This is a genomic window from Croceicoccus mobilis, from assembly GCF_001661965.1.
GTDB classification, from domain to species: Bacteria; Pseudomonadota; Alphaproteobacteria; order Sphingomonadales; family Sphingomonadaceae; genus Croceicoccus; species Croceicoccus mobilis.
In genome coordinates this window covers 907,031-931,223 of the sequence record NZ_LYWZ01000022.1, presented here as the reverse complement: position 1 = coordinate 931,223, position 24,193 = coordinate 907,031, and the positions used below count along the sequence as shown (strand labels likewise).

Here is a 24,193-nt window from a genome sequence, read left to right as displayed (position 1 = left end):
AAAGCGCTGCCTCAGGTCTGGCTTGAGTGTCTGTTCAGTTCTCTCTTGGGCTTCGAGCCCTCGCTTCAGCGAGCGAACATAGGCTGACGACATCGTAATCTCTCTGAATTTCGCTGGTGGTGGCATCGGCGTTGCTCTCACAAGCGTCAATTTCGACATTAGAAGGAGCAAAAGGGTGGAAAGGGCGGCTTTCTCCAGAAAGCCTGTCCATGAGATTTACTCTTCCGAACTTTAAGGAATTGAACGTCAATCCGGCCCTCCCTGACCTGCCCCTCAGTCACAGTACAGAGGCCCGCAAACCGGAATAGAATTTCTTCCCATTGCTCGGCCTGTTCGGGAAGCCTCTCTCGTTCAGTCGCACCGTGAAGGTTTTCTTCGTGCCTGCCTTGTGCCCATTGCTGTCACACCAATGCCGCCACTTCGCGAACAGCTCCTGATCATGTACCCGACCTGCCGGGTCGGCAATTGTGCAATCTGCCAGAAACTCGCCCAACAAGTCACTGTCGCTGCGATACTGACGTTGTTCGGCAAGGATCGTCGGGCTGAGGGAAAGGTTTCCGGTGGCCAGATACTGGCGTGCACCTTCGATCATCCAGCGGAGAATGCCGTTACGTTCGGCCCACAGCTTGGCCTCAAGATGCTTGTCACAGCTTGCTCCCTCGAACTTCTGCCGGAATGGCAGGACGATAATCCGCCGCCAGATGCCATCATCATCGCCCTTGATGATGGGCCGGTGGTTAGTGCGTACCCAGACCGTGAAGCGCGGATCGAAGGTGCGGAACCCCTCGTACAGCTCCCGCGCCGAAATGGGCTCTCGCCCGGCCAGCGCCTTCACCGCCTGTTCGTCCATTTGCATCCCGGCAGGCAATTCGTTCACCGATACAAGGCGCGCTCCCTCTAGCATCGCGATGTCACCGCGCGGGCCGTGATCGTCGCGCCGCCGCGTGGCAAGCAACGAATGCGGAGCTACCTTGCTGTAGCCGCCAATGATCCTATTGACGATGTTGCCGAAGATCGACTTGCCGTTGGCCCCGAACCCAATGCAGAAAACGATAATCTCTTCGGTGTTCAGGCCGGTAAGGGTGTAGCCCAACGACCGTTGCACTGAATGGATAGTCGCCTGATCACCTGCGAATACCTCGTCCAAAAACTGAACCCATCGCGGGCAGGTTGCCGCCATATCGTAGTCAGCCTCGCAGTGCCGCGTGATGAGCATGTCCGAGCGATTGGGGACCAAAGCGCCGGTTGTCAGGTCCACAACGCCGTTGCCGACACCAAGCAGCATGGGATTAGCGTCTAACTCATCGGATGAAGTGGACATGCCCGGTTCGGACTGCGCGAGTTCCAGAGCGGCCTTGAGCCGTGTGATATTGTGGGCCGCCATCGCCTCCCGGACACGCCCCTTGCCGCGATCCTGATCAACCGCGAGGCTTGCCGCTGCATCGGCCATCATGGCTTGGGCTGCATGTTTTGCAGCTTCAAGTTCCTGCCCCTGATCGCACATTGCCCATCGATCACAGGACCAGTGCAACCATTCATTGTGGCCATGGACGTAGAGCATCTTTCCGCCAAACATCCCGGCAAAATGTCGGGCGTTGCGAATGTCGCCATGCACGGTCCAGTCAACGGGGTGATAGGACGCAGCCGCAGGTATAGCAGGTGACAATGGTGGTGAGGTGGCAACTGCCAGCGGGAATTGCTCGGGCATGATCCAGCCATTTTGCTTGGCATGGTGGAACAGGGTGGCGACCGTAATGCCCTTCGTTGGGTCAAAGGCCTTGATCAGTGTGGTAGTGGCGACCCTATCATAGCGAGAGGTCGCACCTTGGCTCCAGCCGTGGACAATCTGTGCTGCGCATTTCCAGCCCGTGGACATGATTGCCCAGGCGACATTGCGCCAAGTGGCATAGTCTATGTCCGGCGATACATAATCAAGCGCGGACTCCATCAAAGTCATGCCCCAAAGGCCCTCCACCAAAGGACCAAATCCCGGCTGGGGCGTAAAGCCCTGCGGAGCGAAGCCCGGCGGCAATGCCACGGGTGTCGCAGGAGCTTTGGCCTTCGTCCGGATTGCCAATTCGCCTTGCCATACCTGCAAGAGCGCATCGGGAATCGCGGGCAGATTGCGCCAATCTCCCGGCCCGCCCCACTGATACGGTTTACCGGTATCAGGGTGGATCGACGGCGGAAGCACATCCTGCATCGAGTTGCCCCCGGCATCGGCACAACGAAATTCAAGGATCATCGCCCCGTCATCGTCCTTGATCTGCAAGGTGTGGACCGGTGCGTTGACGCTTGCAGGCAGTCCGAAGAGCAGCTTGGCGCGTCCAGCCCGACCAGAGACAATCTCCACGCAGTCAGGAGTCGCGAACAATTGCGCAAGGTTTACACCGCGCGCCAGCAGCCATTGCGAGGCCTCACCCCAGTCATCCACATCCAGCGCCATCGTTCGTGACCACGCATGAAGCAATCCAACGTTACCTATCAGAGACACCGCTGCGGTGGGGCACGCAATTGCATTCGCGGGCAGATTCCAACCTATCGCGGTTGGGCCTTTGCGACCTAGCGGGATTGCGCAAACGGCCAAGCCGTGACGCACATAATCAACCGCTTGGGTGCCGGTATGCATGCTCGGCTTAGCTGTCATGGCGAGCTTCCCACGAAATGATGAGGGGAGCACCATTATCGCCGCGCTGTGCTTGCATGGCCGCAAAGGCATAGCCATCCAAAAAGTCGCGGAATGCGTCCCTAGCCTTGGCGTCTCCGATTTTCGCCAGAGCGGACATGGTTGCGCTGACGTAACGGTGCCTTGCGGCTTTGATCTGAGCGTGCGCCAACTGCAAGGTTTCAATCATACGAGAGCACTGCAAAAACTCTCGTCGCGCCTGCATGGCATCAATCTCGGCAACCAGCGCCGCGCGTTCCAGCGTCTCACAGAACAAATACTCTGCGACCAATCCCCCGGCTGGCAAAGCATCTTCCATCAGAGCAGTAGCCCCGGCCATGGCATCGAGCGCCCCGGCGGCATCTTCGAAATGGTGTGCCGAGATAGCGGCCCAGATGTCACCATCAGGATGCCCCACAATCCGGGCAGTTTTCCATGCGAGCCTCTCCATCACACGCCTGCCAGTCGTCGCAGGCTCTCGATAACCACGAGACGCCGCGATCCGATTTTCACGCTTTCGACCTGCCCACTGGCAATCAATTCATCGAATTTTGTCGATCCGATGTCCCCCAGCATCCGGCGACCGTTCGCCTTAGATGTGAGCAAGGGCTCAGGTGAATCTGCATGCATTTTGGATACTCCGACACGGCCGTGCCTGATTGCTTCTGGCCGTGGCGGAATGGTGGCGGTGACGTGAACACCTTAATAGGTGCCATGATTTACTTGGTGTTCTGATTCGATTTCCGACGCCCAGCCTTAGTACGCCCATACAATGGAGCTACCCGCGCCCAAGCACGATCAAAACCTCGACCGGAGAGCCGCTGGCCGAAGTGCTTTCTCGCGTCGACCGCAATTGCCTTTTTCCCCTTCCTAGCTGTTGGATCAGCCTCGAATTGCCTATGCAACCACACTTCACAGTCGCGCTCCGCTTTCCCGGTGGAATGGTTGGACGCTGACAGAAGCCTATCAAGTTGATTGCGATCAACGCAGACATAATCGAAGCCACCGGGACCAGCTTCTGCCTCAAACGTGTCAGCGAAATCATCACCGCTACCGCTCCCAGAAAACAACGCGTCACGGTAGTGGATGAATAGGCGGTTCTGCAGGCAATCGGCTTGATCGAGTAGCTTGAGTGCTCCGATGTTCGGAGCGGCATCCGTCGACTGGGTGATGGGCTTTCCCCAAATTTTCAAATCGCCCCTGTAACCGGCATAACATAAGGTCTGAGCGGCCTGCCTAAGCCTAGCACGTGCAGCAGTGGGGCAACACTTCCAGCGTCCATCTTCCATGGCGATTGGCACAAGCCTTGCGGGCGTCGGATCGCTGAAAGCCAGCGCAGTCAGTGCTTGCATAAGGGTGTAGGTCGAATGGCCACTCATTTGCAGCCCCTCGCCTTCTTGCTGGGTATGACTTTCCCGCTCCCTGCCGTGCCGCTGGCGCAGTACCGGCCCCAGTCCGCCATGAGCTTAACACGCTGACCCGGCTGGCCGGGTGTGCCGAGATAGGTTGTTCGACGATAGGCAGCCTGCACAGCGTCTGGGGTCTTGTGCGCCAGCGCTGCCTCAACCACAGCATCAGGATAGCCCTCGTTCGCTGCCCAGTCTGTCAAGGCCGAGCGAAATCCGTGAACATGATAAGGCTCGCTCATGTCGCGCAGCACCTTGAGCAACGTCATGTCGGACATGGGCTTACCGGTCGCACCGGGGAACACCTGATCGGTGCCCTCCAGCTTCAAGGCTGCCGCTTTTGCCAGCACCGCCAACGCTGCATCGGACAGTGGAACCATGTGCGCCTTGTTGCGCTTCATGTGAGCGGCTGGAATCGTCCACAAGCGAGCTTCAAGGTCAAATTCCTCCCATGTCGCCAATCGGACCTCTTGGCTGCGCACCCCGGTCAGCACCAGCAATTCCAGTGCCAAACGACCGTATGACGGCTTGCGGCGCAAAGCGATGAGGAAACCGGGCACGGCAACATAGGGCATTGCCTTACGGTTCCCCCGCTCCTTTACCTGCCGGGGGAGGCCGCGTCCGGCTTTCAGGCTGCCATTGCCCGAAGGGGCTTCAGTTGAGCGCCAGCCCTTCGCGTGGGCATAGTCCAACACGGCACAAATCCGGTTGCGCACCTGCCGCGCGGTTTCCGGGATCTCCTGCCAAATAGGGGTCAATACCGTGATAATGTCCGGAGCCATGATGCTGCCGGTCGGCATGTTGCCCAGCTTCGGGAATGCGTAGTTCTCCAAGCTGGCGAGCCACTGGCGCGTATAGATCGCGCTTTTCCAGCCTGCCTCGTTTTCTGCGTGATACTGGCGCGCGGCTTCGCGGAACGTCACCTTTGCGGCAGCCTCGTCCTTCTTTTCTGCAAGAACATCGCGGCGCTCCACCTTGACCGCCTTGCGAAGTCCGTTGGCCTTTTCGCGGGCTTCCGCAAGCGACAGCAAGCGAGCCGAGCCCAGCCCGATGTCTTGGCGCTTTCCGTCGCGCTGGAGACGCAAAGTCCATGATGCGCCGCCACGTTTATCCACTTTGAGGAACAGCCCATCCCCGTCCTGATAGGTGCCGGGATTCGCCAAATGCGCCTTCACCGCAACTGCCGTCAGCTTGCCCATGTCATTCCCCCACACTTTCTTCCCCGCCATCCGGGGATCAGAGTGTGGGGGAAAACCAATCCTCCCCCACACTTCCCCCACATTCCGGTCCGGCTGGAGACGAATTGCAGCGGGCACAGGCGGGCCTGTGCGGGGACAATACCCTAGAACTTCTGGGGTTTCTACGGGATTCGGCGTGTTTGAGCGGGAAGCACGGTGGTGGACAGGGCTGGATTCGAACCAGCGTACGCTTGCGCGGGCAGATTTACAGTCTGCTGCCTTTAACCACTCGGCCACCTGTCCACACCGGTGCATATAGGGGCCTCGAAAAGCCCCGTGCCGAGTTCCCGAAAAGGGAAGTCTCTGGCCGAGAGGCGCCCCTTTGGCGAAGCTGCGCTTGCCTGTCAATGGGGGTGCTGGCAACAGCGCACGCAATACAGGATTTCGTCGGGCATATTCCCCGGCTCAAGGAGCATTACGTGGCAAAAAAAAGCGATAAGAAAGTTTTGCGCGGTCGCGCGGGCCGGATGCAGGGCGGACGCGGCAGCGGGCGTGCGACCAAGGGGGCGGTGCGGCTTTGGGGTCGGCACGCTGTAGTCGCGGCGATGGAGAACCCCGAGCGCTCCATCAACCGCATCTGGGCCACCCACGAGATGATGGACGAGCTGAAGGCCGAGGGAATAGAGCCCGCTGCCGACGTCCGCGTCGAATATGCGCAGGGACCGGACCTTGCGCGACTCGTATCGCGCGATGCGCCGCACCAGAACATCGTTATCGAATGCGATCCCCTGCCCGAGCTGTTTCTGAAAGACGTACTGGACGGCGATCCGGCCGCGCCCGTCGTCATGCTCGACCACGTGACCGATCCGCATAATGTCGGCGCGATCATGCGCTCTGCCGCTGCGTTCGGCGCGGCCTGCATCGTGACGCAGGACCGCCATGCCCCGCCCGAATCGGGCGTACTGGCGAAATCGGCATCGGGCGCGCTGGAAACCCTGCCATGGGTACGCGTGGTGAACCTTGCCCGCGCTCTGGATGAGCTGGCCGAGGCCGGATACTGGCGCATCGGTCTCGACGGCGATGGCGAAGTGACCTTGGGCGAGGCATTGCCAACCGGCCCCGTCGCGCTGGTGCTGGGTGCCGAGGGCGATGGCCTGCGTTTCAATATCGGCCAGCATTGCGACCAGATCGCGCGCCTGCCGATCGAATCGGCGGTTGAGAGCCTCAATGTCTCCAACGCCGCGGCCATCGCGCTTTACGCCGCCAACATGCGGGCACATTATAGACCGGAATAGATGCACACAGTCGAAGGGGGGATCGACGATGTTTCAAAGCACCATCCTGCGCCATGCGCGCGTCGCCGTTCTGGCCGCAGGCGCGCTGGCGCTTTCGGGCTGCCTGTTCACGCCTGGTAAGTTCACGTCAGAGCTCGTGCTGACCAAGGGCGGGAAGTTCGCCTTCAGCTATGAGGGCGAGATCTCGACCATGGGCCTGTCGCAGATGGCGAAGATGGACCAGGGCGAGCCGTTCGAAGCGCATTGCATGGACGACGAGGGCGAAGTGCGCGACTGCACTAACGCCGAAAGCGACGAGCAATATGGCGAGTGGGAAGCAGAGCAGGCGAAGGACGCCGCCGAAAAGCAGCAGTTCATGAAGATGTTCGGCGGCATGGACCCGTCAGACCCGGAAATCGCTGCAAAGCTGGTCGATACGTTGAAGAAGCTGCGCGGATGGGAGCAGGTCTCCTATCGCGGCGATGGCATTTATGACGTCAGCTTCAAGGCGAGCGGTGTGCTCACCCATACGTTCATGTTCCCGATTGTCGAAGACATGCCGCCGATGGGCTATTTCGTGTCTGCCATCCCGCGCGCCGATGGCAGCGTAAAGGTTGAGGCCCCCGGCTTTGGCGGGGATAATGGCGGCATGGGTCCCGGCAGCATGGGCATGATGGCCGCCATGGGCGCGATGCAGCAGCAGGGCGGTGAGGACATGGCCGAAATCGTGCTGCCCGATGGCACTTTCACCATCCGCACCGATGGCGAGATCCTTACCAACAATACCGACGACGGGCCTGCCATGGACGGCAAGATGCGCGTGCTGAGCTGGACCGTGGACCAGACCAGCGACACCGCGCCCATGGCGCTGATCCGCCTGAAATAATCAACGCGCCTATAGGGCAAAAGAAAACCGCGCGAGAAGCTTGATGCCTCTCGCGCGGTTTCTCGTGGCGCTGGCAGGGATTAGGCCCCGCCGCGCTTCACGGTCGAATCTTAGTTCACCGCGTCCTTCAGGCCCTTGCCGGCCTTGAACTTCGGCTGGGTCGATGCCTTGATGGTCATCGGCTCGCCGGTGCGCGGGTTGCGGCCGGTAGAGGCCTTGCGCTTGGCAACCGAGAAGGTGCCGAAGCCCACGAGACGCACTTCGTCACCCTTCGCAAGCGAAGCGGAGATTGCATCGAATACACCTTCCACCGCCTTGGTGGCGTCGCTGCGCGAAAGCCCGCTCGTCTCGGCGACTTCGCTGATCAGCTCGTTCTTGTTCATTTGGGTAAACCCCCTTCAATCCAGATTCGTAATTATCAACTCACACGAGCCCCGCCGCTGACGGCTGCGACCCGTAATCGCGGATGGCGGGAAGTGAGCATTTTTTACACTTATGTCAAAGCCAAATCCGCCCCGGAATGCGCGAAATTCCGCGATTTTTTTCACGAAACCGGTCTCAATTGCGACGAACCGTGTGCAGATGCGATATGCCGGAACGATATGCTGCAGTGCACATAAAGAAATGACACTATGATGTGGCGAGACCGCGCAATGAGCGGCAATGCGGGCAGCGCGATTCGGCACGCCGCCCGGCAATTACTGACAGCTGGGTGACCGCTTCGCGACCAGCCTAGTGTGCGGTGCGGGAGACATTGTCGCCGCCTGCCGGAACATTGGGCTGGCTGGCCAGATCGTCCTCCTCGTTCCATTCGATCGGCATGACAGGTTCCGCCAGCGCGCGCGCCAGCACCTGGTCGACATGCTCGACCGGAACGATCTCGAGCCGCTCGATGATATTCGCCGGAATCTCGACAAGGTCCTTCTTGTTCTCTTCCGGGATGAGCACGGTGGTGATGCCGCCGCGCAGCGCGGCGAGCAGCTTTTCCTTCAGCCCGCCAATCGCCAGCACGCGGCCGCGCAGCGTGACCTCACCGGTCATCGCCACATCGGCGCGCACCGGAATGCCGGTCAGCGTCGAAACAATGGAGGTGACCATGCCGATACCCGCGCTCGGCCCGTCCTTGGGCACGGCGCCTTCGGGAAGGTGGATATGGATATCCTTGTGACGGAAGATCGAGGGCTTGATCCCGTAATGCGGAGCGCGCGCCTTCACGAAGGAGAAGGCCGCCTGAACACTTTCGTTCATGACTTCGCCCAGCTTGCCGGTAGTGCGGACATTGCCCTTGCCGGGCACGGTCACGCTTTCGATCGTCAGCAATTCGCCGCCAACCTCGGTCCAGGCAAGTCCGGTGACGCCGCCGACCTGGTTCTCCTCTTCGGAAACGCCATGGCGGAATTTGCGCACGCCCGCATAGTCGCCAAGGTTTTCGGGCGTGATCGTGACCGCCTCGGTCTTGCCCTCAAGGATTTCACGCAGGCTCTTCCGCGCCAGACGCGCGATTTCACGTTCAAGCGTGCGGACGCCAGCCTCACGGGTATAGTAACGGATCAGGTCGCGCAGGCCTTCCTGCGTCAGCGTGAATTCGCCCTTCTTCAGCCCGTGCAGCTCGACCTGCTTTTCGACGAGGTGACGTTCGGCGATCTCCACCTTCTCGTCCTCGGTATACCCCTCGAGCCGGATGATCTCCATGCGGTCGAGCAGCGGCTGCGGCAGGTTCAGGCTGTTCGCGGTGCACACGAACATGATGTCCGAAAGATCGTAGTCGATCTCAAGGTAATGGTCCTGGAACTTGGCGTTCTGTTCGGGATCGAGCACTTCGAGCAAAGCCGAAGCGGGATCGCCGCGGAAATCCTGGCCCAGCTTGTCGATCTCATCCAGAAGGAACAGCGGATTGCTGGTCCCTGCCTTCTTGAGGTTGGTGACGATCTTGCCAGGAAGCGAGCCGATATAGGTGCGGCGGTGGCCGCGGATCTCGGCCTCGTCGCGCACGCCGCCCAGCGACTGGCGCACGAATTCGCGGCCCGTCGCCTTGGCGATCGACCGGCCAAGCGAGGTCTTGCCGACGCCCGGAGGGCCGACGAGGCACAGGATCGGACCCTTCAGCTTGTTGGTGCGCGCCTGCACGGCCAGATATTCGATGATCCGGTCCTTGACCTTGTCGAGCGCGTAGTGATCGGCATCGAGCACGGTCTGCGCGGCGCCAATGTCCTTTTTCAGGCGCGACTTCTTGCCCCAAGGCAGGCCCAGCAGCACGTCGAGATAATTGCGGATGACGGTCGCCTCGGCGCTCATCGGCTGCATCGACTTCAGCTTCTTCAGTTCCGCCGTGGCCTTGGCCTTGGCTTCCTTGGACAGCTTGGTCTTCTCGATCTTCTCGGCGAGTTCGGCCAGCTCGTCGCCGTCTTCGCCGTCACCGCCCAGTTCGGACTGGATCGCCTTCAGCTGTTCGTTGAGATAATATTCGCGCTGCGTCTTTTCCATCTGCCGCTTCACGCGGCCGCGAATGCGGCGCTCCACCTGCAGCACGCCCAGTTCGCCTTCCATGAAGGAGAGCGACATTTCGAGCCGCTTTACAGGGTCCCGCTCGGTCAGCATCGCCTGCTTGTCCGAAACCTTGGCCGCGATATTGGCCGCGACCGCATCGGCAAGGCGCGAAGCGTCGTCGATTTCGTTCAGCTGGTCGCCCGCATCGGCCGACAGCTTCTTGTTCAGCTTCGCATAGTCGTTGAACTGTTCGAGCACCTGCCGCATCAGCGCCGACACCTCGGTCCCGCTGGCGGTGATCTCGTCCATCTCCTCGACGCCCGCGACCAGCATTTCGCCGCCCGCGGTCCCCGTCGTCTCGATCACGCGCACGGCGGCGCGCTCCTGCCCCTCGACCAGCACGCGGACGGTGCCGTCGGGCAGTTTCAACAGCTGCAGCACGCTGGCGATCACGCCCACGTCATACAGATCGTCTGCCGAAGGATCGTCGCAGCCCGGATCGAGTTGGGCGACCAGCATGATGTCCTTGTCGCCGTTCATCGCCGCTTCCAGCGCGGCCACGGATTTTTCGCGCCCGACAAAGAGCGGCACGACCATGCCGGGGAAAACGACGATGTCGCGCAAGGGGAGGAGCGGGTAGCTGTTCATTTGTCACTGTGTCCGTTTGCGCAGCGGAGGCCCGGCACTCGGCCCCTGCCGCTGGCGACCAGGAAAATCACCTTGCCGCCTCTTATATGCCTGCCCGCCCGTCTGCGGGAGCCTGTCGGCTCCGTTTTCGACCCTTTTATGCCGTTAAGGCGTCAAGCCGCGCTTCCGGGCATGTGTTACAGGCGGGTCGTTCCCACCAGATATGGGGCGCGCGGGACCGCCCGCAAGCACCCAGCCGCACTAATCCCGATTCGGATGCAATTGCGCCTTTCAGGGCGGGGCCCGGCGCGATCGGCGATCAGAAGCCCAGCTTGGACAGGTCGAAACCGGCGGGAAGGCCCGAGCCCTGCTGAACCTTCTGCATTTCCTCGTTGGCCCGCTGGTCCGCACGGGCGCGCGCATCGTTGAAGGCCGCGGTGATCAGGTCTTCGAGCATCTGCTTGTCGTCGGGCACCATAAGGCTATCGTCGATCGACACGCCAAGGATGCGGCCCTTCGCCGTGCAGCGGATCTTGACGAGACCGCCGCCCGAAACGCCCTCGACCTCGATCGCGTCGAGCGTCGCTTGCGCCTCGTTCATCTGCTTCTGGATGTTCTGCGCCGCTTCCTGGGCTGCCTGGAACATTTCTTCCATGGATTTCATGTGACTATCCTTATCCGTGTCCATAGCGGCGCGCGTCGGGGGCGCCGCTGTCGTCAATATGCCCGTGTTCGAGCAGTTTCGCATCGGGGAACGCGGCCAATGCCGCCTTCACCAGCGGTGAATCGTTGACCGAGCGCGTCTCCGCCTCGGCCCGCGCCTTGGCCGCCTCGCCCAGAGAGGGCTGAGCCTCTTCATCGGCGGGCGCTTCCTCGATCTGCCAGCGTTCGCCCGTGGCGCGCATCAGGCCGTCACGCAGGTCATTACCGGGATCGAGCTTATATTCGGGTACCACCTGATAGGTGAGCTTGCCCGGTTTCAGTTCAACCACCCGCACCCAGTCGCGCATGATCTGCCCGACCTGCAAGGCTCCCGCATTCTCGACACTCTCGACCAGATCTTCCCAGTCGATTTTCGCGGCGGGCGCGGGCGCGGCGGGCGCGCTGCCCTCGGTGACAGGCGCGGCAGCGGCGGGGCGGGAGGCTATTTCCTCCATGCGGCGCACCAGCGCGCCGGGATCGGGCATATCGGCGGCATGCATCACGCGCAGCAGCGCCATCTGCACCGCGACCAGAGGATCGGGCGCGGTGCGCACCTCGTCATGGCCCTTCAGCAATAGCTGCCACAAGCGGTGGAGCTGCGCGGGCTTCAGCTTCTCGGCCCAGTTCGCAATGGCTTCGCGCTCTTCGGCGGTGGGCGCGTCAGGCTCCGAACCCTTTCCGCCCCGGCTGCCCAGCTGGAACAGGGTGATGCGGTGGACGAGGTCCATCTGCGCGCGGATCAGCGCCAAAGGCTCGACCCCCAGCGCATATTGTTCGTCGATCACGGAAAGCATGTCCGGCCCGTCACCCGAAAGGATCGCGGTCAGCAGGCGGCGCTGCACGCCCTTGTCGGCAAGGCCGAGCATTTCGCGCACCTGCGCGGCGGTGACGGTGGTGCCGTCGCCCTCGCTCGCCATGTCGGCATGGGCGATGGCCTGATCGAGGATCGACAGACCGTCGCGGACTGACCCTTCCGCCGCATCGGCGACCATCGAAAGCGCCTCGTCCTCCGCCTCGACATGCTCTTCCCCGCAAACCCAGCCGAAATGCGCCTTCAGCATGGGCGAGGTGATACGGCGCAGGTCGAAACGCTGGCAACGCGACAGCACGGTCACGGGCAGCTTGTCGACCTCGGTCGTGGCGAAGAGGAATTTCACATGCGCTGGCGGCTCTTCCAGCGTTTTCAGCAAAGCGTTGAACGCATTGCGGCTGAGCATGTGAACTTCGTCGATGATGTAGATTTTATATCGCGCGGAGACGGCGGCATATCTTACCGCCTCGATAATCTCGCGCACATCGTCGACGCCGGTATGGCTGGCGGCGTCCATCTCGATCACGTCGATATGGCGCCCCTCGGCAATGGCGCGGCACGGTTCGCAAACCCCGCACGGGTCGATGGTGGGGCCGCCCTGTCCATCGGGGCCGACGCAATTGAGCGCCTTGGCGATCAGGCGCGCGGTGGAAGTCTTGCCCACCCCGCGCACGCCGGTCATCAGGAAGGCATGGGCCAGCCGGTCGCGCTTGATCGCATTGGCCAATGTCTGGACCATCGCGTCCTGCCCGATCAGCTGGCCGAATGTCTGCGGGCGGTACTTGCGCGCCAGCACGCGATAGGGTTGCGCCGCCGTTCCGGGCTGAGCCGATGCGGCAGGCTGGGCTGCGGGTTCGATGGGCGCTGCCGGTGGTTCATCCGGAACCTTTTGATCGACAGGGGGCCCGCCGAAAAGGGCGTTCTGCCCGGCCGCTTCCAGTTCCGCAGCGGTCGGCTGCGCCTCGCTCTCACCTTCCGGTTCAGCGCCAAAAATATCGGGTGAATCGCCCATGGAATCCAATCTAGGTGCGCTTGGCCGGAATGTCGAAGCCGTTAGGCCAATTGGCTGTGGGAGATGACTTTCACGCCCAGCCCATCAGCTCGCGCCGGACCAGGGTTTCCAGCATGTCCATCCCCGGCTCGCTGTCATTAAGGCAGGCAAGCGCCGCGAATTTCTCGCCGCCCGCGCCCGTGAACTGGTCGCGCCCTTGCATGGCCAGCTCCTCCAGCGTCTCAAGGCAATCGGCGGAGAACCCCGGCGCGACCACGGCAAGGCGCTTCACGCCTGCTTTCGCTTCGCTCTCCAGCACCTGATCGGTGGCAGGCTCCAGCCATTTGGCGCGGCCAAAGCGCGACTGGAAGCTGACCTCGACCCGCATGCCGGGGTGGGTTTTGCCCAACAGATCGGCCACCAGGCGCGACGTCTTGCGGCACTGGCAATGATAGGGATCGCCCAGGTGCAGCGTGCGTTCGGGCATGCCGTGATAGGACAGCAGCAGCACTTCCGGCTCCCAGCCAAGCGAGGCAATCTGCCGGCGGACATCGGCCGCCAATGCCTCGATATAGGCGGGATCATCGTGATAGGGCGGCAGCGTGCGGATCGCGGGCTGCCAGCGCATTTTCGCCAGCGCATCGCCCAGCCTGTCGACCGCCGTCGCCGTCGTCGCGCCAGAATATTGCGGATAGAGCGGCGCGAACAGGATGCGGTCATAGCCCGCGTCCTTCAGAGCCTGCACCTTTTCGCCGATCGCAGGATTGCCATAGCGCATGGCCCAGTCGACCTTGACGCTTTCACCCAGCCGCGCCTGCAAAGCCTCGGCCTGTCGGCGGGTGATGGCGGCCAGTGGCGATCCGTCCTCGGTCCATACCTGCGCATAGGCATGCGCCGATTTGGCGGGCCGCGTGTTGAGGATGATGCCGCGCAGGATCGGCTGCCATGCAATGGGCGGGATTTCGACCACGCGCCGGTCCGACAGGAATTCGGCCAGATAGCGCTTCACCGCGCCCTTTTCCGCCGCGTCGGGCGTGCCGAGATTGGTGATCAGCACCGCGGCCCTTCCCACCGGGGCGGCGGGGTGATCGGCGGGGCGGTCCATGGGGGTAAAGCGGCTCGTCTTCATTTTTCGACCCTCATCATTGGCCTCGTCACTGGGCTATGCTGCCATCGGGCAAGACCTGCGGACCGTCATCGGGCGGAGGGCCTGCATCGGGCGCGGCTTCTTCATCGGTAATCTGGCTGGCTGCGTCCTGCGCGCCATCGGTCCCGGCCTCGCCGCCGCCGGCGCCATCCACGGCGCGCAGCGGCACGGCACGGAAACGCCGCCCGGTGGCCGCGCGCAGGGCATTGGCGATGGCAGGCGCGACCGCGACCACGCCGATCTCCCCCGGATCGAAGGGCGGCGCGTCGTTCTGCGCAAAGCCGACGCTGATCTCCGGCATCTGCCCCAGACGCGGCAGGTTCAATGCGCCCAGCGTCTTTTCGCGCGGTGTACCGCCGTCATAGCTCGCCCCCATGCCCAGAGCGAGGGCCATGCCATAAAGCAGCCCGCCCTCGACCTGCTGGAGCGCGAGGTCATAATCGACGATCCGCCCGATGTCGCAGAAAGCGGCAAGATTGGTGACCTCGATCCCGCCCTCGCCCAACCGCGCATTGGCGATGACCGCGATGCGTCCACCGGCCTGCTCGCGCCCGGCGGGATCGGCCATCTGCCAACAGGCGAGCCCTTCATTGCTGCCATCCGTGCCGCCATCCCAGCCCGCGATCTGCGCTACGCCCTGCAGGCATTCGAACAGGCGGGCATTGTTTCCCAGCATGGCGATACGGAAAGACAGCGGTTCGGCCCCGTTTGCCCGCGCCAGTTCGTCCATGAAGCTTTCGGCGGCAAAGCAGGAATGGATGTCGCCATTGCCGCGCAGGCGCCCCACCGGCACGCCGACATTGGCGCTCACCGCCTCCAGCCGCATGTCGGGAATGGCATAGGGCGGGCGCATCGCCAGCAGGTTCGCCGGATCGACCAACCCCTCTGCCGCATCCATCGCCGCTTCCGCCGAAGCCTTGCTGCGCAGCCGTTCGTGCAGCTGGCGCGCGGCAGGCGGCGCGGCGATGCGGCTGGTCCATGCGCGGATGGTGCCCTGCGGCCCGGCAATGGCGCGGCAGCTGATCCGGGCAGGCGGCAGCGGCAATTCGCGCAAATGCTCCTGCTCACGCGAATAGGTCAGCTGCACGGGGCGACCGACGGCGTAAGCGATGGATGCGACCTCACGCGCGATGCGAATGTCGAGGCGGGCATCAAAACTGCCGCCCGCGCCCACAGGCAGGAGCACGGCATCAGCCTCGTTGATGCCGATCGCTTCGGCAGCGGCGCGGCGCGCGGCCTCGGGTGCCTGCGTCGCGATCCACACGGAAAGGCGCCCATCCTGATAGCGTGCGGTGGCGGTCGCGGTCTCGATCGCGCCGTGGAATTGGGGGGCGAAGCTATATTCAGCGGCGCTGACGCCCTGCCCCGAAAGCGCCGGATCGGGATCGCCCGCGCTGAACAGGATTTCGGGCGTGCCATTGGCCAGCGCCTCGTCCAGCGCACCCTCGATCCGTGCATCGTCGGGCAGTTCCCGGCCCGGCGCGAATCTGGGCTTCATCGCGGCCAGCGCCTTTGCGGCGGCGAAATGATTGGTGCCGACGCAGGCGAGCCAGCCCCCGCCTGCAGGGCCCTCGCCCTCAACCCGGCCCAGATAGCCGGACACGCGGCGTCCCGGTTCGGGATCGAACCCGTCAAGCGTGGAACTCGCCATCGGACCATGCGCGATCGCCGCGAACACCATGCCGGGAATGCGGATGTCCCCGGCAAAGGGGTAGCTGCCATCGACCTTCGAGGGCGCGTCGAGGCGCGGGAAGCGCGCCGCCTCGCCAAAGGAGGAGCTGCCGGTCAGTTCGGGCATCAGGTCGGTCTGCGGATCGGGCCGCAGCGGCGCGGGATCGGGCGGTGACAGCAGCGCCGCCTCGTCCGCCAGCTCGCCGAAGCGTGCCTCGTTGTCGCCATGGCGGACAAAGCCGTTCTCGACCTCGACCTCCTCGGCATCGACGTCCCAGCGATTGGCTGCAGCCTCGGCCAGCATCATCCGAACCGATGCCGCCGCTTCGCGGATCTGGCGTTCATAGGCGGCGATGCCGGTGCCCTCGGCGCTGGCCATCAACCGCTCGGTCTCAGCATGGCGTTTGACAAGGTAATCGCCCGGATCATCCGCCGTGCCGAGAAAATTCGACGACCACAGCCCCGACCACCATGCCGACAGCACCGGATCGGCATAGGCGGCGCTGACCGCGGCAGGCTCCACCGCGACCTGCCGCCAGTCGGCGCCCAGCTCCTGCGCCGCGATGCGCGGGAACAGCGTCGTCGACCCCTGCCCCATTTCCAGCGTCGGCACAGCCACGGTCACCACCCCGTCGCGCCCGACCTTGAGCCATGCGTTGAAGGCGCGTTCACCCTCTCCAGCAGACAGGGGCACCGGATAGTCGCGCGGCATCAACATCCATGCGGCGATGATCCCGCCGCCCGCCGCTGCGCCGATCAGCAGCTTGCGCCGCGTCAGCCCCGATGGCTTTGCCCCCTTCGCCGTGGCCGGTTGAGAGGTGCCCTGTGTGGAAGGGGGCGCGGGCTTCTCGCTCACGCGAGCGCCTCCCTTTCAACCAGCGCATCGGCAAGCTGTGCGAATGCATCGGCGATCGGCCCTTCGCCCGCGGCAGGCGGCGTGCCCGCATCGCTGGCGGTGCGAATGTCGATGGCAAGCGGTATGCGCCCCAGAAACGGATAGCCCAGCCGCTTCGCCTCGGCCTCTGCCCCGCCGGAGCCGAAGGGATCGCTCGCCTCGCCGCAATGGGGGCAGACATAGCCCGCCATGTTCTCGACCACGCCGATGACCGGCACCTCGGCCTTTTCGAAAAAGCGCACCGCGCGGGTCGCATCCATCAGCGCCAGGTCCTGCGGGGTTGAGACGATCAAAGCGCCAGCGGGCTTGAATTTCTGGATCATCGTAAGCTGCACGTCGCCGGTGCCCGGTGGCAGGTCGATGACGAGATCGTCGATATCGCCCCAGTCCCCCTCGATCAGCTGCGTCAATGCGCCCGCCGCCATGGGCCCGCGCCATGCGATCGCCTTGTCCGGTTCGACCAGCATGCCCATCGACAGCAGTTTCACGCCATAAGGCGTGGTGACCGGGATCATCTGCTTGTCTTTCGCCTGCGGCTTCAGATCTTCCGCTTTCAGCAGGCGCGGCTGCGAGGGGCCGTAGATATCGGCGTCGACCAGCCCGACCTTGCGCCCCTTGCGCGCCAGCGCGACCGCGAGATTAGCCGAGAGCGTCGATTTGCCCACGCCGCCCTTGCCCGATCCCACCGCGATCAGCCGCGGGCCCTTGGCCGGGGCGCTTCCAGCGCGTTCCGCCATATGCGCGATCCGTAATTGCGCGCCCGTGGATGCCAGCGCGCCGCGCACCTTCGCTTCCAGAGCGCCGCGCGCGGTTTCATCCATCCCGCCGGTTTCGAGAACGATCGTGACCGTGCCGCCCGCTATCCGCAATCCCGCCAGCCGGTCGCCCGCAATCGGGGCCAGCTTTGCGCGGATTGCATTCTCTTCGCTCTTGTCTGCGGCATTCGTCATGCAAGCCCACTCGCATTTTGCAGCCCGCCTGCCAACGGGGCAAAACGCTTTTCATCGCCCGTTTTGCGACCGGTCATCGCCTTTGCCGGTAAACGCAAACTGTGAGATTTCGTGACTGCCCCTGTTTTTATCGCAGTGCGTGCCTATAAGAGAGGCATGAATAGCAAGGGCGGGTCCTTAAAGGACATGATACTGGCAATGGCCGGACGCAACCCATGGGGTGGTTCCGGCGGCACGGGCGAGGATTCCGGGAACGAAGGCGGCGCTGCCGGCGGCGACGAGCCGCGCGCCGACACTGGCGACAAGCCGCGCCCCGGGACCAAGCCAAAGAATCCGTGGCTTCCCGAAGGATCGGGCGATGAGGCAGGTGGCCGCCGCGCCCCCAATATCGAGGATCTTTTCGGTCGCCGCCCCGGACGCCCCGGCGGATCGGGCGGTGGCGGCGGCTTTCCGAAGATGCCGCAGGCGCCGGGCGGGAAAAGCTGGGTGCCGCTGGTCGTCGTCGCGATCATTGCTTTCTGGATTCTTTCCAGCAGCTTCCACATGGTCGACCCCAAGGAAGAGGCGGTCGTCACCACCTTTGGCAAATATGACAGGACGCTGACCTCGGGTGTTTCGATGACCCTGCCCTGGCCGATCCAGCAAGTGAGGAAGGAGGACGTGACCTCCATCCGCCGCGACACCATCCCCGAGGGCGAAGGCGAAAAACTGATGCTTACGGGCGACCAGAACCTGGTCGACCTCAGCTATCTCATCCGCTGGAACATCGACGACCTGAAGCTTTACGCCTTTCAGCTGGCAGAGCCCGACGAGACCGTAAAGGAAGTGGCCGAGGCATCGATGCGCGCAGCCGTTGCCGAAGTGACCCTGGACGAGGCGCTGTCGGGTTCGGGCCGCGCCGAGATCGAGCAGAGTGTCGCCTCGAACATGCAGGCGCTGCTCGATGCCTATCGCTCGGGCATCCGCATCCAGGGTGTCGAGATCAAGAAGGCCGATCCGCCGACCCGCGTGATCGACGCCTTCCGTGAAGTGCTGGCAGCCCAGCAGGACGCGCAATCCGACATCAACCGCGCCCGCGCATGGGCCGAACAGGTCACCGCGCGCGCCGAGGGTGAGGCTTCGGAATTCAACCAGGTCTATGAAGAATACCGCATGGCGCCCGAAGTGACGCGTCGCCGCATGTATTACGAAACGATGGAGAGCGTGCTGAGCCGCACCGACAAGACCGTGGTCGAGGCCGATGGCGTCGTCCCCTATCTCCCGCTGCCCGAAGCGCGCCGCTCATCGCGCGCCAGCACCAGTGCCAACGGGGGAGACCAGTGATGGAAGCGATCTGGGAACGCTGGAAAGTATGGATCGTGGCCGCTGCGGTGGCCGTGGCCGCCGCGCTTTCGTCATTCATCGTGGTGCCTGAAACCATGCAGGCGGTTATCGTGCGGGCGGGCGAACCCGACCGCGTCGCTAACCGCTTTCAGCCGAACAGCGATTTCGGCCAGACCGGCGCGGGCGTGGTGTTCCGCATCCCCGTTCTTGAACGGGTGGTCTGGGTCTCGCGGCAGGTGCTCGATGTCGACATGCAGCGGCAGGAAGTGCTGAGCCGCGACCAGCGCCGCCTTGAGGTGGACGCCTATGCGCGCTTCCGCATCATCGACCCCGTGCTGATGGTAAAGACCGCCGGCTCGACCGAGCGCGTGGCCGAACAGCTGCAGCCGATCCTGAACTCGGTTCTGCGCCAGCGTCTCGGCACCCGCAGTTTTCAGGCATTGCTGACGGCGGAACGCAGCGCGGCGATGGACGAAATCCGCGAGGGCCTCGACAAGCAGGCACGCGAATATGGCGCGCAGGTCATCGACGTTCGCATCAAGCGCGCCGATCTTCCCGCGGGCCGTCCGCTGGAGACGGCGTTCACCCGCATGGAAACCGCGCGTAAGCAGGAATCGGACACGATCCGCGCGCAAGGGTCGAAGCAGGCACAGATCATTCGCGGCGAAGCGCAGGCGACCGCGGCCAAGACCTATGCCGACGCTTTCAACCAGGACCCGGAATTCTACGATTTCTACCGGGCCATGCAGAGCTACAACACGGTGTTCAACAGCGATGACAGCGAAAGCTCGATCATCCTGTCGCCCGACAATGAATATCTGCGCCAGTTCCAGGGCCAGAACTGAATCGGCGGCTCCGGACCGGCGTTGTCGGGCATTTCCTTCCCGAACGCGCCGGATCCGGGGTTATTCAAACCGTGTTCAGGCCAAGGGGTATGAATGGGAGGCGATGATCTTCCTAGCCGATTCACTTGCTGGAAAATTCACCGCGCATCCCCACATGGATGGCTGCGGGGAACTGGCCAAACGCCAGGACACGAAGTGATGAAGCAAATTTCCAAGAGGACACCCAAATTGCGCTACGCCTATACGGTCACCACCGCGCTGCTTCTCGGCGGCGCTGCTGTCTCTCTTGCCACCGGTTTTCCCGCCGGCGCGCAAGTCGCCCAGAACGATCAGGCCCAGATGAACCGCATGGTGCCCCGATCGGGCGCTCCGGCCAGCTTTGCCGATCTCACCGCGCAGCTGCAGCCTGCGGTGGTCAATATCTCCACCCGCCAGCGCATCCAGGTGCAGCAGAACAACCCCTTTGCCGGCACCCCGTTCGAAGGGCTGTTCGGCGGACAGGGCAGCGGCCGTCCCACCACGCGTGAGGCGCAGTCGCTGGGTTCGGGCTTCATCGTCAGCGCGGACGGCTATATCGTCACGAACAACCACGTGATCAGCGCCGAGGGCAATGGCGAGCTGGAATCGATCACCGTCACCATGCCCGATGGCAAGGAATATGACGCCGATCTGGTGGGCAAGGACGCAGCTTCCGACCTCGCCGTGCTCAAGATCAAGGGCAGCGATCCGTTTCCCTTCGTGAAGTTCGGCAACAGCCAGGACGCGCGCGTGGGCGACTGGATCATCGCCATCGGCAATCCCTTCGGGCTTGGCGGCACGGTGACCAGCGGCATTATTTCCGCCGTCTATCGCAACACCGGCAGTAATGGCGCCTATGACCGCTATCTGCAGACCGATGCCGCCATCAACCGCGGCAATTCGGGCGGCCCGATGTTCGACATGGACGGCAATGTCATCGGCATCAACAACGCCATCTTCTCGCCCACTGGCGGCAGCGTCGGCATCGGCTTTGCCATTCCGGCCGAAACCGCAGAGCCGATCGTCAGGAAGCTGATCGCGGGCGAAAGCATCAAGCGCGGCTATCTGGGCATCCAGATCAACCCGGTCACCGACGATCTCGCCTCTTCGCTGGGCATTGCCCGCAATCGCGGCGAATTCGTGCAATCGGTCGTGCCTGATGGCGCGGCGGACAAGGCCGGGCTGAAGCCGGGCGACGTCGTCATGAAGATCGGCGGCAAGGACATCACCCCCGACCAGACGCTGAGCTTCGTGGTCGCCAACATCGAGCCGGGCACACGCGTTCCGATCGAGGTGATCCGCAATGGCAAGCGCATGACGCTGACCGCGACCATCGGCCTGCGTCCTTCGGAAGACGAGCTGGCGAACAGCTTCAATTCGGACGACGAGGACGGCGACGCGCTGAGCGCGCCGAGCGACGATGATACGCAGAGCTATATCGCCGACACGCTGGGCGTTTCCGCCATTCCGCTGACTCCGGAGATCCGCCGCCAGCTTGGCGTCGGTTCCGACATGCAGGGTCTTGTCATCGCGGCGGTCAATGCCAGTTCCGATGCGGGTCAGAAGGGTCTGTCGCGGGGCGACATCATCCTGTCGGCGAACTATCGCGACCTCAACACCGTCGCCGATCTCGAAGGCGCGCTGCGCAGCGCCGTCAATGACGACCGCGAGGCGGTGCTGCTGCGCATCCAGCGTCGTGGCCGTCCGGCGGTTTACTTGCCGATCCGCATCAATCGCTGATCGCGGCGGGCCCGCTTCGGGTCATGCCAAGGGCAAAAGAAAGGGCCGCTTCCCGATGGGGGGAAGCGGCCCTTTTCTCATGAGCCTTTGCCGCAGCTCAGGTCCCGTTTGGAATCTCGACGACCTTGACCCCTGATGAATCCTGGTACTGCTCCTCTATCCGCCGGGGCTGGACCCGCGATGGCACGGGGGCATAGGCGGGATCGACCCTGACCGGCGCGCCGGTGCGCGGCGTGGGTGTGCGGCCATAGCCGGCACCTTGCCTGCTGCCCTGCTGCGACGGCGGCGTGTCGCGCCGCAACTGCTGAGCCTGCCCATCGGGCGTGGCCCCCGTCGCGCGGTCGAGGAAATCCTGATCGATGCCGCGCGGCTCGTCCTGCTGCCGCTGCTGCCGGGGGTCGCCGTACTGGTCGCGGTAATAGCCGTCGCGATAGCCATCGGCGCCATAGCCGTCGCCATAGCCGTAACCGTCTCCAGGCCGCGCGCCATCATCGGGCGGGGCCTGATAATCACGGCCATAGGGGTCGATCGGATTGCCTTCTTCGTCGAAGAAGTAATAGTCCTGCCCGCCACCTGCGCCGAACCATGCCTCGTCATCGGGCTCAAGCTGCCATTCGGGCAGGGTCAGTTCGGTCGTGAATTCCTCTACCGGGCGTTTCGCGGTGGCGACCTTCATATAAGCGGCCCAGGCCCGCGCCGGGGCCGAACCGCCGGCCAGGCCTGCGACCCGCTTGCTGTCGTCACGCCCCATCCACACCCCAGTGGTGATGCCGCTGGAAAAGCCCATGAACCAGCCGTCCTTGTTCGAACTGGTGGTCCCGGTCTTGCCCGCTGCGGGACGCCCGATCTGCGCCGCGCGGCCCGTGCCGGTGGCGACCGCGGTCTGCAAAAGGTCCGTCATCTCCGCCGCGACATAAGGGGCGACCAGCTGGTCCTGACGCTCCTTCTTATGCTCATACAAAAGCTCGCCATCCGCCGTTGTGACGCGCGTGATGCCATATGGCGTGACCGAACGTCCCTCTGCCGATACCGCGGCAAAAGCCCCTGTCATGTCGATCAGGCGCACTTCCGATGCGCCCAGCACCATTGATGGATAGGTGCTGATCGGGCTGGTGATGCCGAACCGGCGCGCCATGCTGGCGACCGTGCCGAAACCCACGGATTCGCCCAGCTGCGCCGCGACCGTGTTCTTCGAATAGGCAAAGGCGGTGCGCACGTCGATTTCGCCCGCATAGCTGTTTCCCGAATTGCGCGGTGTCCAGCCATCGATCGTTACCTGCCGGTCATAGACGGGGGTGTCGGGCGTGTATCCCGCCTCCAGCGCGGCGAGATAGACGAACAGCTTCCATGCCGAACCCGGCTGGCGCTGCGCCTGTGTTGCACGGTTGTAATTGCTCTTCACGTAATCGGTGCCGCCCACCATGGCGAGCACGGCCCCGTCGCGGTCGACGCTGACCAGCGCGCCCTGCGCCCCCTTGGGCGCATTGGCCTGTACCGATGCCGTGGCGGCGCGCTGCATGCCGATGTCCAGCGTGGTCCACACCTCAAGCGGTTCGAAACTGTCAGGCGCGAGGAAATCGAGCTGCGGCAGGACCCAGTCGGTAAAATAGCGGACCGAGTTCTGCCCGTGGCTTTCCTTCAGCTTCACGGTCGAGACGTCGATACCCGATGCCTCGGATGCGGTGATATATCCCTGCTGCTCCATCAGCCGCAGCACGATGGAAGCGCGCGCCACCGCCGCATCGGCATCGGCCGTGGGGGAATAGCGGGACGGCGCCTTGACCAGCCCGGCGATGATCGCCGCCTCTGCCGGTTTCAACTCGGTCGCGGGGTGGGAAAAGAACAGGCGGCTGGCCGAATCGATGCCATAGGCACCGCCGCCGAAATAGACCTTGTTGAGATAAAGCTCGAGGATCTGGTCCTTCGAGAATTTCTGTTCCAGCGCCAGCGCCAGCAGCGCCTCGCGTGCCTTACGGTCGAAGGTGCGCGAATTATTGAGGAAGAGATTGCGGGCGAGCTGCTGCGTGATGGTCGAGGTCGCCTGCAGCCGGTTGCCGCCCGTCGCCCAGACATAAACCGCCCGCATCAGACCCAGCGGATCGACGCCGGGATGCGAATAGAAACGGCGATCCTCCACCGCTACCATCGCGTTCTTCATGGTCTGCGGAATCTGGTTCTGATCCAGCCATTCGCCATAGCTCGGCCCGATGGACACCAGTTCGCGCCCGTCGCGGGCACGCACGACGATCATCTGCGCATGTTCGGAAGCCTTGAGCGTGGAATAGCTGGGCAGCGAACGCATGGTGATGAACACCGCCAGCACCAGCCCCAGCGCCGCGACGATGCCCAGCCCGATCAGCCAGAGGAAGATGCGCAGCACCCAGCTACGCTTCGGTGTTTCACTCGATGTGCGCCGCGATGAACGCCGCTTGCCGTTTCTGGCCATTACCTACCCGTCATTCTGTCGGTCCCCATGAGCCTGAGCTTCACCCCGGCGCGCGCCCATGACGCGCCCCGTCCGGTCCATGATCGGGCCGTGATGACAGGAAGGAACCAAACCCATGCTGAACGAACATG

At 63.4% G+C, this 24,193-nt stretch carries 18 protein-coding genes and 1 tRNA gene; 5 read left to right on the top strand and 14 right to left on the bottom strand.

Annotated features, from left to right (window positions below; all coding sequences use genetic code 11):
- Window positions 1-277: 277 nt before the first annotated feature.
- The 6 genes from A9D13_RS12015 to A9D13_RS11995 form a co-directional block, all read right to left on the bottom strand.
- Complete coding sequence (locus tag A9D13_RS12015; protein ID WP_229665281.1) at window positions 278-2,629, bottom strand: phage/plasmid primase, P4 family; 2,352 nt, start codon at window positions 2,627-2,629, stop codon at window positions 278-280.
- Window positions 2,630-2,636: 7 nt separating this feature from the next.
- The gene (locus tag A9D13_RS12010) at window positions 2,637-3,116 is read right to left on the bottom strand and encodes a hypothetical protein (RefSeq protein ID WP_066773774.1); all 480 of its coding nucleotides are present in this window, start codon (window positions 3,114-3,116) and stop codon (window positions 2,637-2,639) included.
- A complete protein-coding gene (locus tag A9D13_RS21280; protein WP_280521082.1) occupies window positions 3,116-3,241 on the bottom strand; it encodes a hypothetical protein in 126 nt (41 codons plus the stop codon). Before A9D13_RS21280 ends, A9D13_RS12010 begins: the two co-directional genes overlap by 1 nt.
- 143 nt (window positions 3,242-3,384) lie before the next feature.
- Window positions 3,385-4,044, bottom strand: coding sequence for a hypothetical protein (locus A9D13_RS12005; RefSeq protein ID WP_066773772.1), 660 nt, complete (start codon window positions 4,042-4,044; stop codon window positions 3,385-3,387).
- The gene (locus tag A9D13_RS12000) at window positions 4,041-5,270 is read right to left on the bottom strand and encodes a tyrosine-type recombinase/integrase (RefSeq protein WP_066773771.1); all 1,230 of its coding nucleotides are present in this window, start codon (window positions 5,268-5,270) and stop codon (window positions 4,041-4,043) included. Before A9D13_RS12000 ends, A9D13_RS12005 begins: the two co-directional genes overlap by 4 nt.
- Before the next feature lie 196 nt (window positions 5,271-5,466).
- Window positions 5,467-5,552: transfer RNA gene (locus A9D13_RS11995), tRNA-Tyr, on the bottom strand.
- Between the two features lie 176 nt (window positions 5,553-5,728).
- On the opposite strand from A9D13_RS11995, the gene rlmB reads away from it, so the two are divergent.
- Together rlmB and A9D13_RS11985 are read left to right on the top strand one after the other, a co-directional pair.
- On the top strand, window positions 5,729-6,544 hold the full coding sequence (gene rlmB, locus A9D13_RS11990; protein WP_066774127.1) for a 23S rRNA (guanosine(2251)-2'-O)-methyltransferase RlmB: 816 nt from the start codon (window positions 5,729-5,731) through the stop codon (window positions 6,542-6,544).
- Window positions 6,545-6,572: 28 nt separating this feature from the next.
- On the top strand, window positions 6,573-7,409 hold the full coding sequence (locus A9D13_RS11985; RefSeq protein WP_066773770.1) for a hypothetical protein: 837 nt from the start codon (window positions 6,573-6,575) through the stop codon (window positions 7,407-7,409).
- A 110-nt stretch (window positions 7,410-7,519) separates the two neighbouring features.
- On the opposite strand, the gene A9D13_RS11980 is transcribed toward A9D13_RS11985, so the two are convergent.
- The 7 genes from A9D13_RS11980 to A9D13_RS11950 all read right to left on the bottom strand — a co-directional run bounded on the left by A9D13_RS11980 (window position 7,520) and on the right by A9D13_RS11950 (window position 17,477).
- Window positions 7,520-7,792 (bottom strand): HU family DNA-binding protein, encoded by a 273-nt coding sequence (locus A9D13_RS11980; RefSeq protein WP_066773768.1) that lies wholly within the window; start codon window positions 7,790-7,792, stop codon window positions 7,520-7,522.
- Between the two features lie 349 nt (window positions 7,793-8,141).
- Entirely contained in the window at window positions 8,142-10,544 is a 2,403-nt protein-coding gene (gene lon / locus A9D13_RS11975) for an endopeptidase La (RefSeq protein ID WP_066773766.1), read from the bottom strand.
- A gap of 298 nt (window positions 10,545-10,842) precedes the next feature.
- A complete protein-coding gene (locus A9D13_RS11970; protein WP_066773764.1) occupies window positions 10,843-11,187 on the bottom strand; it encodes a YbaB/EbfC family nucleoid-associated protein in 345 nt (114 codons plus the stop codon).
- A gap of 10 nt (window positions 11,188-11,197) precedes the next feature.
- Window positions 11,198-13,048 carry a DNA polymerase III subunit gamma/tau gene (locus tag A9D13_RS11965; RefSeq protein ID WP_066773762.1) on the bottom strand — a complete coding sequence of 617 codons (1,851 nt, stop codon included), beginning with the start codon at window positions 13,046-13,048 and terminating at the stop codon, window positions 11,198-11,200.
- 70 nt (window positions 13,049-13,118) lie between these two features.
- On the bottom strand, window positions 13,119-14,156 hold the full coding sequence (hemH, locus tag A9D13_RS11960) for a ferrochelatase (protein WP_066773760.1): 1,038 nt from the start codon (window positions 14,154-14,156) through the stop codon (window positions 13,119-13,121).
- A gap of 25 nt (window positions 14,157-14,181) precedes the next feature.
- Window positions 14,182-16,701 (bottom strand): molybdopterin cofactor-binding domain-containing protein, encoded by a 2,520-nt coding sequence (locus tag A9D13_RS11955; RefSeq protein ID WP_066773759.1) that lies wholly within the window; start codon window positions 16,699-16,701, stop codon window positions 14,182-14,184.
- Window positions 16,698-17,477 (bottom strand): Mrp/NBP35 family ATP-binding protein, encoded by a 780-nt coding sequence (locus A9D13_RS11950; RefSeq protein WP_229665279.1) that lies wholly within the window; start codon window positions 17,475-17,477, stop codon window positions 16,698-16,700. The genes A9D13_RS11955 and A9D13_RS11950 overlap by 4 nt, the downstream gene beginning before the upstream one ends.
- 411 nt (window positions 17,478-17,888) lie before the next feature.
- Here A9D13_RS11950 and hflK point away from each other — a divergent pair, with 411 nt between their 5' ends.
- From hflK to A9D13_RS11935, 3 genes are all read left to right on the top strand, one after another.
- Window positions 17,889-19,013, top strand: a complete 1,125-nt coding sequence (gene hflK / locus A9D13_RS11945) for a protease modulator HflK (RefSeq protein WP_066773756.1) — start codon at window positions 17,889-17,891, stop codon at window positions 19,011-19,013.
- Window positions 19,013-19,858, top strand: a complete 846-nt coding sequence (hflC, locus tag A9D13_RS11940; RefSeq protein WP_066773754.1) for a protease modulator HflC — start codon at window positions 19,013-19,015, stop codon at window positions 19,856-19,858. Before hflK ends, hflC begins: the two co-directional genes overlap by 1 nt.
- Window positions 19,859-20,056: 198 nt before the next feature.
- Window positions 20,057-21,616, top strand: a complete 1,560-nt coding sequence (locus A9D13_RS11935; RefSeq protein WP_082922319.1) for a Do family serine endopeptidase — start codon at window positions 20,057-20,059, stop codon at window positions 21,614-21,616.
- Window positions 21,617-21,713: 97 nt separating this feature from the next.
- On the opposite strand, the gene A9D13_RS11930 is transcribed toward A9D13_RS11935, so the two are convergent.
- Window positions 21,714-24,062, bottom strand: coding sequence for a transglycosylase domain-containing protein (locus A9D13_RS11930; protein WP_082922318.1), 2,349 nt, complete (start codon window positions 24,060-24,062; stop codon window positions 21,714-21,716).
- Between the last annotated feature and the right edge of the window lie 131 nt (window positions 24,063-24,193).

Bases quoted from the DNA above. Each gene is read 5' to 3' on its own strand.
- A9D13_RS12005 (WP_066773772.1), bottom strand. From the start codon at position 4,044: ATGAGTGGCCATTCGACCTACACCCTTATGCAAGCACTGACTGCGCTG.
- A9D13_RS11965 (WP_066773762.1), bottom strand. From the start codon at position 13,048: ATGGGCGATTCACCCGATATTTTTGGCGCTGAACCGGAAGGTGAGAGC.
- A9D13_RS11970 (WP_066773764.1), bottom strand. From the start codon at position 11,187: ATGAAATCCATGGAAGAAATGTTCCAGGCAGCCCAGGAAGCGGCGCAG.
- A9D13_RS12015 (WP_229665281.1), bottom strand. From the start codon at position 2,629: ATGCATACCGGCACCCAAGCGGTTGATTATGTGCGTCACGGCTTGGCC.
- hflC (WP_066773754.1), top strand. From the start codon at position 19,013: ATGGAAGCGATCTGGGAACGCTGGAAAGTATGGATCGTGGCCGCTGCG.
- A9D13_RS12010 (WP_066773774.1), bottom strand. From the start codon at position 3,116: ATGGAGAGGCTCGCATGGAAAACTGCCCGGATTGTGGGGCATCCTGAT.
- A9D13_RS11980 (WP_066773768.1), bottom strand. From the start codon at position 7,792: ATGAACAAGAACGAGCTGATCAGCGAAGTCGCCGAGACGAGCGGGCTT.
- lon (WP_066773766.1), bottom strand. From the start codon at position 10,544: ATGAACAGCTACCCGCTCCTCCCCTTGCGCGACATCGTCGTTTTCCCC.
- A9D13_RS12000 (WP_066773771.1), bottom strand. From the start codon at position 5,270: ATGGGCAAGCTGACGGCAGTTGCGGTGAAGGCGCATTTGGCGAATCCC.
- A9D13_RS21280 (WP_280521082.1), bottom strand. From the start codon at position 3,241: ATGCTGGGGGACATCGGATCGACAAAATTCGATGAATTGATTGCCAGT.
- A9D13_RS11950 (WP_229665279.1), bottom strand. From the start codon at position 17,477: ATGGCGGAACGCGCTGGAAGCGCCCCGGCCAAGGGCCCGCGGCTGATC.
- hemH (WP_066773760.1), bottom strand. From the start codon at position 14,156: ATGAAGACGAGCCGCTTTACCCCCATGGACCGCCCCGCCGATCACCCC.
- hflK (WP_066773756.1), top strand. From the start codon at position 17,889: ATGGCCGGACGCAACCCATGGGGTGGTTCCGGCGGCACGGGCGAGGAT.
- A9D13_RS11930 (WP_082922318.1), bottom strand. From the start codon at position 24,062: ATGGCCAGAAACGGCAAGCGGCGTTCATCGCGGCGCACATCGAGTGAA.
- A9D13_RS11985 (WP_066773770.1), top strand. From the start codon at position 6,573: ATGTTTCAAAGCACCATCCTGCGCCATGCGCGCGTCGCCGTTCTGGCC.
- A9D13_RS11935 (WP_082922319.1), top strand. From the start codon at position 20,057: ATGAAGCAAATTTCCAAGAGGACACCCAAATTGCGCTACGCCTATACG.